Here is a 13480-nt window from a genome sequence, read left to right as displayed (position 1 = left end):
GCCTACTCTATATCCAGATATTCTCTAAGCTTTCTAATCCTTGTTGGATGACGAAGTTTTCTCAACGCTTTAGTTTCTATTTGTCTAACTCGTTCCCGTGTTATATTGAAGCTCGCTCCCACTTCTTCCAACGTGTGCTCCACGCCATCAACTAAGCCATACCTCATCTCGACTATTTCTCGTTCTCTTTTGTTAAGAGTACTGAGGACTTCTTCAAGGACACGTCTACGTTCTTCTTCCCAGAAATACTTATCAGCAGCACCCTCACCTGTGTCAGGAACAAAATCCTGTACGCGGCTGTCATCTTGGTCACCTATGGTAGCATCCAAAGATTGCGGTTCCGGGTTGGACATTTGTTTCAAAGCCAGAACTTTATCTTCACTAAATCCAAGAGCAGTAGCGAGTTCTTGAGCTGTAGGTTCTCTACCTAATTGGTTGTACAGCTCATTTAACTTCTTCTGGAATTGGTGATATGCTTCAACCATATGAACAGGGCGTCTAATAAGCCTTGACTGGTCTGCCAAAGCACGCGTTATCGCCTGTTTTATCCACCACGTAGCATAAGTAGAAAACTTGTAACCTTTGCGCCAATCGAATTTTTCTACTGCTTTTATGAGCCCTATATTACCTTCTTGTATAAGTTCCATAAAACTGAGGCCTTTATTAGTGTATTTCTTTGCAATAGAAATCACCAGACGTAGATTTCTTTTAATGAGTTCTTCACGTGCTGCGGAATCATTCTTCTCAATTCTCTGAGCAAGAATACGTTCTTGTTCAGCGGTAAGCAAGTCGTATTGTCCCACATCATGCAGGTAAACCTGCATGAGCTCTCTTACCTGTTCCTCCTCTTCCGGAAGTCCTTGTTCATAGGAAACACTTTCTCCATAAATACGAGGCTCTTCAGGAATTAAACTAATACCTTTTTCCTCTAAAAACAGGTCAATTTGGTCCACATCCAGTTCTTCAGGATCCAAACTGTTGATGAGCAAATCTAAATCTTCTTCCATTAAGCCAAACTTCTTACTGTTGTAGAGGTTTTCTAATTCTTCACTCAAATCTTTTTTCGCTTTTTTCCCTCTACTGGCCATATTCTCCAAAACACCACCTCTGCCTTAAGAATTCTCCATAATGGTATACCCAAAATATAATAAGATTAAACGAACTTCTTAAACTATTCTATATTTTGAAGTTCTCTACTTACCTCCTCACGTTCTTTAAGCACTTCCTGTAATTGCTCCAGTAAATTATCACTTGGAGCGTGTTCAATCTGCTCTCTGAGTTTTTTAATGAAATTATCCAAATCTTTTACTCGCCACCTCCCAAGTAGTTCTTTCACCAGTTTTTCTTTTTGTTCATATGTACCAAAGTTTTCTGCAAGCGATTCTTCAACAAAGTCTTTTAGGTAATCGGGAAATAAATCTATATAATTCTCTGCATTGTGGATTTCTGGATCCCATTTTGTCACAGCGTCCATAACCTCTTTTAAACCAGGAGTATAGGGATAAAAATATTCATCCGCCATAACTACAGTACTCAATTCAGGAGTATTTGCGATAAGCCGTGCCATCTGCTCTTCAATATTTTCCACATCACTTAACTTTCTCTGCGTTTGCACTGAGCGGTCACTAAAATCATTTTCTGAAGAATTGCTTTTCATAGAAACAAATCCCAGTAACGTCCTTGGCTCCACCCCCATAGCCTCGGAGATTTCTTTTAAGGCCATCTCCAGCAGAGGAGAGGTAGATAAACCACGGAGATTCTGAGAAAGCACCTCGAGGAACTCCGGCGACCTAATTCCCTTGAAATACTTGGTTGCTACAAAGCTTATAAAAGGTACAAGATTCATGGGTGCATTCAGAATATCCATAAGTTTGTCTTTGTATCTTAACGCTGTCTCATCGGGGTCCAGACCCTCAGGTAAAATGCCCACCACAGGTTCCACATTCTGGGAAAGTAAGGCAAAGCACCCTTTTAATGCTGCTGTTATGCCTGCATCATCGGCATCAAGTAGCAATATGGCACGCCTCACCCTACGGCTCAATAATCTGGACTGTTCAGGACTAACAGAAGTTCCAAGGATGCCAACCACATTCATAAACCCTTCTTGACTTAATACTACTGTATCGAAGTACCCTTCCACTAAAATGACTGACTTGCTCTTATCAATAATGGGCAAAGCCTGCCTAAGTCCATAAAGTACTCTCGATTTCTTAAACAATGGCGTTTCTCCAGTATTTAAGTACTTTATTGGATTATTATTGTCTAACGAGCGCCCACCGAACCCAACCACCCGCTTACTCATGTTATCTATGGGAAAGACCACACGATACGCAAAAAAGTCGTTGCCAGATGAATTTATTAAGCCTGCAGCTCGAAGCATATCCAGTTTGTAGCCACGTTTCGTCAAACCCTTCTGCAAAAAATCTCTTGCAGGGTCATACCCGATACCAAACTTTTTTATTGTTTCGTCCTTTATTCCTCTGTCTTTCAGATAACTTAAAGCCAGACTACCCGCCTTCGTTTCTAAAACAGTATTCAAAAGTTTCTGAGAATCCTCAGTTAGCTTGAAAAGAGCTTCAGTTCTAGCATCCACTTCAACAGTGATGCCTATTTCTCCAGCTAAACGGATAACAGCTTCCCTATAAGAAATGTTCTCTATTTTTGACAAAAACTTTATGACATCTCCACCTTCGCCACATCCGAAACACTTGAAAATGCCCTTGCTTTGATTCACACTAAAAGAAGGACTTTTTTCGCTATGAAATGGGCAAAGACCAAAGTAATTTCGTCCGACTTTCTTCAGAGAAACATATCGGGAAATGATTTCTACAATGTCAACGTTATTACGTATGTAAACAGCCGCTTCATCAACGGTCACAGTTCGACCACCAGCATTCTGAAAGTTTTTCAATGAACTTGTTTAAATCCAAACCCGTAGTGAAAGACTTCGCAACAAAAGCATGCAGATAGACAGCCGCTATAGAAGCCTTCACAAAACCCAATCCATGGCATAGGAAGAAAGCTATGAGACCAGACAAGACATCTCCTGTACCACCAGTGGACAATTTCGGTTCATTGATTGGTATAACAAAGTATGAAGAACCATCGTAAATGATGGTTCCCGGACCTTTAAGTACCACCACATGTCCAAATCTATCAAAAAGATCTTTTGCTGCTTTATAACGGTTCATCCTGACCACTTCTGGTGTTGTGTTTAAAAGACGAGCGGCCTCACCTTCGTGAGGCGTTATTACCGCATTATCAACATCCTCAAGGATATCGCTTCTTAGCATTCCTGCATCTAAAACCTTTATTGAATCAGCAGGCAAATATCTTACGCATGAATAGGGTTCTACAACGCCAGGCCCAGCTACATAGACACCATTGCCATTCCCCTTTATAATCTGCGGAATAAGATTCACAATCATATTCTGCACAGATTCACTACCGGATATATATATCAAACCAGTGCCCATGTAGACCAATGTTTTAGCCACAAGAATGGCTGCACCCGGAAACTGATCAGAACCTGCTACAATGGTCACCTGGCCTGCATCGCGTTTGTGGTATGTATTTTTTTGTGCTTTTTTCCAAAAGTTGATAGCATCGCTCTCTTCAACCATATAAGCATCAGCACCTACACCATAAAAATACCCACGGTACCCGAAGTTATTTAGAACCAATTTCCCACTGTTTATCAACCCCAATCCTGTCACTTCGTTGAGCTTGGGAAGTCCCATGATAACCGTTTCTGATGAATGAACCATTAAATCGTCCAACGCACCTTCAGCTGGAAGAGCCGAAGGAATATCTAAACTAAGGATAGGGCATCTTAATTCATTTAAAACCTCTACCACATGCCTAAGATTGTCGGACAGCGGAGGAACAAATCCGTAACCAAACATGCCATCTACGATCAGCTCAGCGTTTTTTAGTTCGGAAATATCCAATGACAGATGAGCACCGAATGCCTTTAGGTAATCTAGTTGCGATGATTGCGAAAGAGAATACACGTCAACCATGTATCCAGCATTAAGCAAGAAACGAGCACAGCTTAAAGCATCATTTCCGTTATTTCCCTTACCTGCCACAACACCGACATGTTTTACATCAAAAGATGTAACTATTTCGCGAAAGGCTGATTGCCCTGCCAGTTCTACCAGGGCAGAAGGTGAAACAGCGAATGTATTAAAAAGGTTTTCCTCAATATGCTTCATATTTCTGCCAACCAAGGGAATCATACTAATCACTCTCCCAAATGGCTACGGCTACCGCCATCGTTTTTTCATGGCTTATAGATACAAGGATGCGACCGTCTATGTCAATATTACGTAACACTGCCTCCTTTGCAGGAGACGGTATGAAGATATCTTTAAAAGATATCTTGGGAGTGTTCAGTGCTTTCTTAACCGCTTCCTTGGCTGCAAAACGAGCTGCTAAGGAAAGCAACGGCATTTCCCGTTCTTCTTTTGCAAAATATGTATTTAATAACCTGTCTCCGTGTTTTTGCAAAACACGATCAAAACGTTCCACTGAAATGATGTCCACGCCAACGCCTTTTATCATCATGTATAATTTATACTATAAATGCTGCTTTGTGAACTATAAGGCAAATAAATAAAATGCTACTTTTGACGGAGGTGACCCCATGACCCGAACAACAAGAAATCTGCTAAGAGCTTTGCTGAAAGGCCCAAAATCTTATTGGCAACTCATAAGATATCAAGACGATAGTTTACCAAATTTTGAAAAAGAATTGCAACGTTTATTGGAACAAGGTTTAGTAAAAGTTGACAATCAGATTTTCGTTTTAACTGATGAAGGTAAAAATACTGCTTTACACGAGGGACTCACGCCTTATGAGTCGCCAGTTTGTGATACCTGTGAGGGAAAGACTATCGTCCTTCGAGGGACGTATGCTGAATGGGCAGATAAATTTCACGAAGTGACAAAGGACAGACCAAAGGCAATAAAAGATTATGATCAAGGGTATGTCATTACAGACGATACCATAAGGCGTGTCTCGTTGGTACACCGATTTGGTGATTTAGAAAACAAAGATATACTCATTGTCGGTGACGACGATTTAACGTCTTTGGCTTTAGCGATTACTGGGTTACCAAGAAGTGTTAAAGTTCTCGAAGTTGATGAGCGTTTAGTTCACTACATAAATGGAAAAGCCGAATCTTTGGGGTTTTCTAATGTGAGTGCAGAGTTGTATGATGTGCAACACCCATTTCGCGATGAAATAAGGAAATCATACGATGTATTCATTACTGATCCAGTAGAGACAATAGACGGTATAACCTTATTCCTTTCTCGTTGTGCAGAAGGCCTTCGTGGTGAAGATTCTACTGGTTATTTTGGACTTACACACATTGAGAGTAGTCGCAAGAAATGGTACGAAATTCAAGGACGCCTTCATGAAATGGGTTTTGTAATAACAGATATAATACGAGATTTTCATGAATATGATTTAGATGCTGATGACCTGCTAACACAGGGCTTTAGAGTAGTGACTGAGGCTCCCGTTGATGTGGGAGCACCTGATGTTTATTTCTACACTTCAGATTACTACAGAGTTTATGCTGTAAAAGACTTAAAACCGCTGGTTAGCGGCACTATAGAACTTTCAGACGAACTTTACTACGATGACGAAGCTTTCGTAACAGCCGACCGTTAACAATTTAGCTCTTAAGGAGCCCCTACCTCAGGGGCTCCACGTAAGGAAAATTATTAAATCTTCCTAACTTCGATGGAGTCCCTAAGTTTGTTTATTTCATCCAATGGAGCTGTGTTGTCAAACAGTGCCCAAGGGTCGCGAGCCATGTAATAAGCCATAGCCATAGCAGTGCTTACTGCATCCTCAGGCTTCACATTTTCATGAATACCACGGATCAAACCTGCAGCTAAAGCGGAGTTCGCACCCCACAGTGTCCTTATGTTCGGATTAAGGATGCGGACATGATAGATATTTCCATTCATTCCGATGACGTTTTCTGTATTGGACAAAGAAAAGCTAAGCACAGGTCTGTCACCTAAATACTTCTTTACCAACTCAATTTCATCGTCCAAAGATGTAGCCTGATACCCATTGGGGCCCTTTGGGTCCAATACAACGCTCACAGCATTGTTGGATTCTAAAATGGGATTTACAAATTGGGCACCTGAGTTGACAACCACTTTTAGACCTTTCTTTGTCAACGTGTCCGCCATCTTTTGATAAATATCCTCAGGTAGACCCGATGGCACTTGCCCTGCCAGAACAACTACGTCGGAGACGTGGCTAATGCGTCCAATGTTATCAAGAAGTTGATTAACATGTTCTTCAGCCACAGAAGGCCCGCTGGTATTAATTTGTGTGACCGATCCGTCAGAATTATCCACGATTTCGATGTTTAATCTCGTATCAAAACCTGGCAAAAAGACAAAATTCGCCGGAACTTTTTCTCTGGAAAGGTAATCCTCCAAGCTCAAGCCTGTCCTACCTGCCAGAATGCCGGATGCCACCACTGGTCCCATATTTAGCTTTTGCAGAATGCGAGCTATAATTACGCCTTTTCCTCCAGCGTTGAGACGTTCTTTTTCAGATCTAACGAACTGCCCTTTCTGCAAACTGGAAACAGTCAGCCACATGTCAATAGCTGGATTAAGGGTTACCGTTATAATCATGACATCCCTCCTTTCTTTCCTTGCTTCATGCTAACATTATAAACGTGAAACGTTACATAATGATACCACTGCTTCTGTTCTCGGCTTTTGTAATAATGTTCTTATCTGTCTTTTCCTCTACAGAATTCATTCACGATCAGGCAGAAAAGCCGTTGTCTCCTTCTCTGGTATTGAGAGGTTCCATAACGTCTTCAGGTGGTCTGATTGCATATAACAGTTCTTCCATAACAAAACGGATTTGGGGTCCGAAAGCGCTTCTTGGAGATAGTTGCAATGAAAATCTTGAGAAAACCTTGGGCTTAAAATGCAGCGAAATCACATCGTTACCGCATGTTTATGTTGATACACCATACGCTTGGGTTGAGCTTAGAGAAGAACGTCAGCAAGCAAAGAACGTTCAGTACATCATAGGCACCCACGCCCCGGGCGGCGACACAGGTTTAGAATCTGCTTTGGGCATGGTTCTCGGAACACGCTATTCATTTTCGAAGACGGCAACGCAACCACTGGTGGAGACAACAATTGATGCTGGCATACAGAATATTACTGACAAGTATGTTGCCCAGATTGCTCAAGAACTCAATCCGCAGCGTGCATGGATAACGGTAATATCAAACAAAGGAGACGTTTTGGCAGCTTCTGCTTACACAAAAAACAAGACAGGTTCTTCTCCTGTTTATCAAGAACTTTTCGAACCAGGATCGATTTTTAAACCCCTGGTAATGGCCTGGGCATTGGACATAGGAGCCATCGATACATCATACACAGTATATTCACCCGGAGTTGTACAAATCGACGGAATAACAATAAAAGATTGGAAATACTTAGGTACAGTGGATATCACACGGGCTCTGCAACAATCGAGCAATATTTATATGGCTAACGTGGCAAAGAGAGTAGGTTATCAAAGATTGATAGAAGGTTTTAAAAAGTATGAAATGGATAAACCAGCCTTGAATTTCCCAGGAGAAGCAACGTCAATTTTGCCACAAAATGCTATAGCAAGTATTCTAAACGCAGGCTTTGGTCAAGGTGTAGCTCTTACGCCGTTACAGTTCTTGCGTGCTTATACAGCTATAGCAAACGATGGCCTGCTTTACGATTTGCGTCTGGTCAAAAGCATAAGTGTGGATGGGCAGCGGATAGAGTTTCCTACTGCCACGCCCACCAGAGTAGTAAGTGCAGAATCTGCTCGCATCGTTAGAAACATAATGAAGACTATAGCCACACCGACAGTATCTGCTGCTGCTGTTCCATACAAGGGTAAATACTTTAATGTGGCTGCGAAATCAGGAACCGCACAGGTTCCAGTAAATGGGCAGTACACACAAACCGATAGATTGTATTCATACGTGGGAATACTACCCGGTGACAATCCACAGATGATTTTGCTCGTGAGCATAGACCGACCTGCCAACATCAGTCCTTCGTTGGCTGTTTACGTCGCGGCTCCTTGGTTTAGGCAAGTCGTCCGCGACGTAATGCTCTTTAAAGGTTACACACCTTAGCTTTTTATAACTTCATAAACTGTTGCAGTGCCGCAGGCAATTCAAACGTCCCATCTTCTTTTTGATAGTTTTCCATAATAGCGGCCACCGTCCTACCCACCGCTAATCCAGATCCGTTCAGCATATGTGGAAAATCCATTGTTCCATCTGGTCGACGCATTCTTACGTTAGCCCGACGTGATTGGAATGCAGTGGTATTGGAACAAGAAGATATTTCTACATAACGACCATAGGAAGGCATCCAAACTTCTATATCATACGTTTTTGCAGAAGAAAAACCCATATCGCCTGTGCATAGCACAATAACACGATAAGGCAGGTTCAGCATCTGAAGTATGGATTCAGCATCTTGCACCAGTGATTCCAACTCATCGAATGAGTTTTCAGGCTTAACGATTTTTATTAGCTCGACCTTGTTGAATTGATGACGTCTTATAAGCCCTCGCGTATCTTTCCCAGCAGCACCAGCTTCTCTACGGAAACACGCGGAGTATGCAACATAACGCTTGGGCAACTCACTTTCGTTAAGTACTTCGCCGCCATGGTAAGCGATCATAGGAAGTTCAGCAGTGGGTATTAAATAAAGATTATCTTCCGGGCAGTAGTACATTTCATCTTTAAACTTAGGCAAATGACCTGTAGCGAAAGCTGTCTCTTCTTTAACTAAATAAGGCGGAAAAACAAAGGTGTACCCATGCTCATTTACATGTGTCCAAACCATCAGGTTTATAAGTGAAAGTTCCAGTAAGGCCCCTAAACCCCTGTAAGCAACAAAACGTGAACCAGATATCTTTGCTGCACGATCGAAATCAAGGATACCCATGCTTTCGCCAATTTCCCAATGCGGTCTTGGTTCGAAAGAGAACTGTCGTGGTTCACCCCATCGTCGTATCTCCACATTATCGGAAGAATCTTTGCCCTCTGGAACAGAACTGTCAGGAATATTCGGAAGTTGCATAAGGAGTTCTCTAATCTTTCCATCGAGCTCACTAACAATGGCCTCTTTAGAATTGACAGAATCTTTTAGTTCTTTAAGCAAAGCAATTTCATTTGGCGCATCTTCTTTGTTTTTCTTCTTCTGAGCAACCACAGCCGTTAATTCGTTACGTTTTGTATTGAGCTCTTGTAAAGCCGTAACTTCGCTTCTACGCTGATCATCCAAAGCGAGTATTTGATCGAGAATAAACGCATCACTTTGTCTCTTTCTTAATGCCTCACGTAAATCTTTCTCGTTATCACGCACAAATCGAAGGGTATACAATACTATCGCCTCCTAAATTGTCCCAAGCGTTTTTCAAATCATCGGGAAGTGGACATGTAAAGCATAGCACTTCACCGGTTATAGGATGCTGAAATTGGACAAAGTAACTATGCAAAAAAACTCGTGGAGCTAGCATGGAACTTTCAGCATTTCCATATGTTTCATCACCAAGCACATAAAGGTTTCTATAACGTAGATGAACTCTGATCTGATGGGTCCTACCTGTTCCCAAAGATGCCTCCAATAATGTCACATTGTTGGAAGCTTGAGCAAGCGGTTTAAAACTGGTATAGGCAAATTTACCTGTTTCTGTGACAGCCATTCGCGTAGGATTTCTTTCGTCCCGTCCTATAGGTGCGTTGACCTGAAACGGAGCGTCTACTTTTCCAAGAACAGCCACAAGATACTTTCTTATGACTTCTTTCGAAGCAATCATTTTAATCAAGCGCATATAACTATCGATGTTCAAAGCAACAAGCATTAAACCTGATGTATCTTTGTCCAGGCGATGCACAATTCCCGGTCGCTCTGGACTACCAACATCTTTAATTTCTGGAAAGTCTTTTAATAAACCATGGCACAAGGTAGCACCTCGAACACTGGGCGCTGGATGAACCACTAAATGAGGTGGTTTGTTTACAACAGCCATATACTGATCACGATAAACAACCTCGTATGCAACATCCATGGGTAATAGTTCTGTTGTCCTCGGTTCTAACGTGATTTGCAAGCGGTCACCCGGATGCACATGTTGTGAAGATTTTTCAGCAGTTTTACCGTTCACTTGAACAAGGCCTGACTTTATGCACCTCTGTACCCAGCTTCTGGATATACCCTCATCATCTATGAGGTCCATGAGTGCAATGTCTAGCCTTCCATCAAGGTCGGCTATTCCGCTAATAACCCTAACTGCTTCATCGCCCATAGCACAAGCCCTAAAGTAATGAGAAAATCTGCCACATTGAACCATGGAAAACTCCCCATGTGTATAAAATCTATAACACCACCATAAATAAACCTATCAAGGACATTACCTAATGCGCCAAAAAGAGATAACCAAAGGTACTTTTTCTCACTAAGTGCAACCCACAGCAGCAAAATAACAGCAAATATGACAAGAATAGTAGTGCCTTGCCCGAAACTGACGCCAAATGAAACGCCCTGATTTAACACATAAGGGCTAGCCGCGTAAAGGATTGCAGACTTCGATATCCTATCCACGACTAACCCATAAATACCCAGTATTAGCCAGTTATATCGTCTAAACACTCGCCGCATATTTCTGGGTGTTGGTCATCCAGGCCAACATCTTCTCTAATCCTCCAGCATCTGGCACACTTTTCGCCTTCTGCTTTATTTACTTCTACATCCCATTCCTTACCTTCACTATGCACATCAGCAGAGGACACTACCAATAGCTCAGACCACTCAGCGGGGCTTAGAAAATCTGCACCGCTTCCATAAATAGTAACTGAGGCATCCAAAGAATGGCCGATTTCTTTATTCTGCCTTAGCTTTTCCATAAGCTCATTTGCTTTTTCTCGTAGCTCCAGGGCATTCTCCCAAAAATCATTTTCTTTATCGCTAAGTTCAAAATTAAAATCTGGCCAGTCAGCAAGGTAAACAGATTCTTCGCTAACTAAATCATGGCTTCTGAGAGCCTGCCACATTTCCTCAGCCGTAAACGTTAATATTGGTGCAATGAGTATGGGAAATTCCTTAGCCATGACAGCAAGCGCTGTCTGAGCACTTCTTCTGTCTTTGTGCCCTGGTTTTCTCATATAAAGTCTGCTTTTTATTGCGTCAAGGTAAATGGAACTTAGTTCCTTCACACAAAAACTGTGGAAAATACTTACAAAACTATAGAACTCATAAGCATCGAACGAAGCTGAAAGGCGTTTCTTCATTTCGCTCCAACGAGCTAAAATCCATCTGTCGATAGCTTTCATTTCATCGAAAGGCACTGCATCAACGTCCTTAAAGTCAAACAGATTGCCTTCCATGAATCTGAAGGTATTTCTTATCTTCTTATAAATCTCGGATGCTTGGTTCAGAATATTCTGCCCCACCTGTATGTCGGCAGTAAAGTCGCTCATTAAAAGGGCAAGCCGAAGTACGTCTGCTCCTGTTTCGCCAACAACCTTTAATGGGTCAATAACATTTCCAACACTTTTTGACATCGCTCGACCAGATTCATCTAGTACAAACCCATGCGACAGCACAGATGCAAAAGGAGCTTCACCTTTCAAAGGTACAGCCGTAAGCAGGCTTGTCTGGAACCAGCCTCGATGTTGGTCGTAACCTTCAAGATACAAATCCGCAGGCCATTTCAAATCTGGATACTGTTCAAGAACTGAATAATGACTTACTCCGCTGTCGAACCACACATCCAAAATATCATATTCCTTTTCAAAGTCGGTTCCTCCACAATCAGGGCACTTAAATTTGGGTGGTAGGAATGTTTCCAACGGCTCAGAGTACCAAACATTTGAACCACTTTTTCTTACGGATTGCGCCACGTTTCTAACAACACGTGGGTCTAATATGGAACGGCCGCAGTGAGTACACCGCACCGACGGTATCGGTACACCCCAAATCCTTTGCCTGCTCAGGCACCAATCAGGCCTACTCTTTATCATGTCCCGAATTCGTACATCGGAGCCTTCTGGAATCCAGCGTGTCTTGTCCAGTGCATCCAGCGCATCCTGCCTATATAGATCCACGTCGATGAACCACTGGCTGAGAGCCCTGAAAATGACAGGGTTATGGCACCGCCAACAATGAGGATAAGAATGCGTGATACTGCCCTTATGCAATAACTTTCCGCGTTCGCTCAGAAACGATAATATGACATCATTCGCATCCTCATAAAACATGCCAGAAAGGAATCCTGCTTGGTCAGTAAATCTGCCGTTATCATCAATCATCATGGGGAAATCAGAAATGCCTTTTTCTTCCCAGACACTATAGTCCTCTTCTCCGTGCCCTGGAGCAATATGTACAATACCTGTACCTTCATCCATAGCAACATAATCAGCAGTTATGCCAACTGTTTCTTTATCTCCGTAAATGGGATGTTCAAATCGTTCACTTTCAAACGCTGAACCTGGCTTTGAAGCAATCACCTCGTAGTTCTTCCACTCAAGTACTTTTGCTACATCTGACAAACGCTTCTCTGCAACGACAAACGTTTCTCCGTCCACTTTTACAAAGACGTAGTTTTCTTCAGGATTGAATGCGAGTGCGACGTTGTCTGGAAGAGTCCACGGTGTAGTGGTCCACGCAATCACCTTAAAATCACCGTTTTTCGCTGGAAAACTCACATAAATGGATGGAGAAGATATCTCTTTGTACTCAATTTCTGCCTCTGCCAACGTCGTCTTGCAATGAGGGCACCAGTAAACAGGACGCCTTTTCCTCACTACAAAACCCTTCTCAACTAAATCGGCAAGTACTTCCAACTCTTTACCTTCGTATTCAGGTTTAAACGTGGCATAGTAGTTATCCCACAAACCGAAAACACCTAAACGCTTGAAACTTTTCATCTGTTTATCTATATAAGAAAGCGCGAAATCGCGACATTTATCTCTCCATTCAGTAATCGCGACATCGTCCGGATTGACCTTTGTCTGTTTTGTCACCTGTTGCTCAATAGGCAGACCATGTGTATCCCAACCAGGCACATACGGTGTCTTAAAACCCTTCAACAGTTTGTATTTGTTCACCGCGTCTTTTAGAACTTTGTTAAGAGCAGTGCCTAAATGGATATCGCCGTTGGCATAAGGTGGACCATCATGCAAAACAAAAACGGAGTTCCCTTTTCTCTGTTCCAGTGCCTTTTCATAGATATGATTTTCCTGCCAAAACTCAAGCCAGTTTTCCTCTGTCTGAGGTAAATTGGCCTTCATCCGCAAGACAGGTTGAGGCAAGTTAATCGTACTGTCGTACTTTCCTTTTTCCTTTGCCATATAGTTTCCTCCCGCATAACTGTTTTGTAAAAGTCCTAACATGTATTGCCAAAACAAAACATTTTTGTTTT

11 protein-coding genes are annotated in these 13480 nt (G+C 42.2%); 2 read left to right on the top strand and 9 right to left on the bottom strand.

The window, feature by feature from the left end:
• Positions 1 to 2: 2 nt before the first annotated feature.
• The 4 genes from D890_RS0102835 to D890_RS0102820 form a co-directional block, all read right to left on the bottom strand.
• On the bottom strand, positions 3 to 1088 hold the full coding sequence (locus D890_RS0102835; protein WP_018963022.1) for a sigma-70 family RNA polymerase sigma factor: 1086 nt from the start codon (positions 1086 to 1088) through the stop codon (positions 3 to 5).
• A gap of 83 nt (positions 1089 to 1171) precedes the next feature.
• Positions 1172 to 2878 (bottom strand): DNA primase, encoded by a 1707-nt coding sequence (gene dnaG / locus D890_RS0102830; protein ID WP_018963021.1) that lies wholly within the window; start codon positions 2876 to 2878, stop codon positions 1172 to 1174.
• On the bottom strand, positions 2868 to 4241 hold the full coding sequence (locus D890_RS0102825) for an NAD(P)H-hydrate epimerase (RefSeq protein WP_018963020.1): 1374 nt from the start codon (positions 4239 to 4241) through the stop codon (positions 2868 to 2870). Before D890_RS0102825 ends, dnaG begins: the two co-directional genes overlap by 11 nt.
• Before the next feature lies 1 nt (position 4242).
• Complete coding sequence (locus D890_RS0102820; RefSeq protein WP_051073661.1) at positions 4243 to 4569, bottom strand: holo-ACP synthase; 327 nt, start codon at positions 4567 to 4569, stop codon at positions 4243 to 4245.
• A 79-nt stretch (positions 4570 to 4648) separates the two neighbouring features.
• Here D890_RS0102820 and D890_RS0102815 point away from each other — a divergent pair, with 79 nt between their 5' ends.
• Positions 4649 to 5683, top strand: a complete 1035-nt coding sequence (locus D890_RS0102815; protein WP_018963018.1) for a bis-aminopropyl spermidine synthase family protein — start codon at positions 4649 to 4651, stop codon at positions 5681 to 5683.
• Positions 5684 to 5736: 53 nt separating this feature from the next.
• Here the strand turns inward: D890_RS0102815 and D890_RS0102810 are convergent, their stop codons facing one another.
• The gene (locus tag D890_RS0102810) at positions 5737 to 6672 is read right to left on the bottom strand and encodes a 1-phosphofructokinase family hexose kinase (RefSeq protein ID WP_018963017.1); all 936 of its coding nucleotides are present in this window, start codon (positions 6670 to 6672) and stop codon (positions 5737 to 5739) included.
• Between the two features lie 44 nt (positions 6673 to 6716).
• Between D890_RS0102810 and D890_RS0102805 the strand changes: the two genes are divergently transcribed.
• Positions 6717 to 8180: a penicillin-binding transpeptidase domain-containing protein gene (locus D890_RS0102805; protein WP_245533128.1), complete on the top strand. Its 1464-nt coding sequence runs from the start codon at positions 6717 to 6719 to the stop codon at positions 8178 to 8180.
• Between the two features lie 4 nt (positions 8181 to 8184).
• Here D890_RS0102805 and serS read toward each other — a convergent pair whose 3' ends face one another.
• The 4 genes from serS to ileS are packed head-to-tail and all read right to left on the bottom strand — an operon-like array spanning position 8185 to position 13409.
• A complete protein-coding gene (gene serS / locus D890_RS0102800) occupies positions 8185 to 9441 on the bottom strand; it encodes a serine--tRNA ligase (RefSeq protein WP_026291293.1) in 1257 nt (418 codons plus the stop codon).
• Entirely contained in the window at positions 9416 to 10366 is a 951-nt protein-coding gene (locus D890_RS0102795; RefSeq protein WP_018963014.1) for an RluA family pseudouridine synthase, read from the bottom strand. The genes serS and D890_RS0102795 overlap by 26 nt, the downstream gene beginning before the upstream one ends.
• Positions 10330 to 10719, bottom strand: coding sequence for a signal peptidase II (locus D890_RS0102790; RefSeq protein WP_026291292.1), 390 nt, complete (start codon positions 10717 to 10719; stop codon positions 10330 to 10332). Before D890_RS0102790 ends, D890_RS0102795 begins: the two co-directional genes overlap by 37 nt.
• Positions 10686 to 13409 carry an isoleucine--tRNA ligase gene (gene ileS, locus D890_RS0102785; protein ID WP_018963012.1) on the bottom strand — a complete coding sequence of 908 codons (2724 nt, stop codon included), beginning with the start codon at positions 13407 to 13409 and terminating at the stop codon, positions 10686 to 10688. Before ileS ends, D890_RS0102790 begins: the two co-directional genes overlap by 34 nt.
• Between the last annotated feature and the right edge of the window lie 71 nt (positions 13410 to 13480).

The organism is Coprothermobacter platensis DSM 11748 (genome assembly GCF_000378005.1).
Taxonomy (GTDB): Bacteria; Coprothermobacterota; Coprothermobacteria; order Coprothermobacterales; family Coprothermobacteraceae; genus Coprothermobacter; species Coprothermobacter platensis.
Note: the sequence above shows the minus strand (reverse complement) of the source record. Positions and strands in the feature narration are given on the sequence as shown.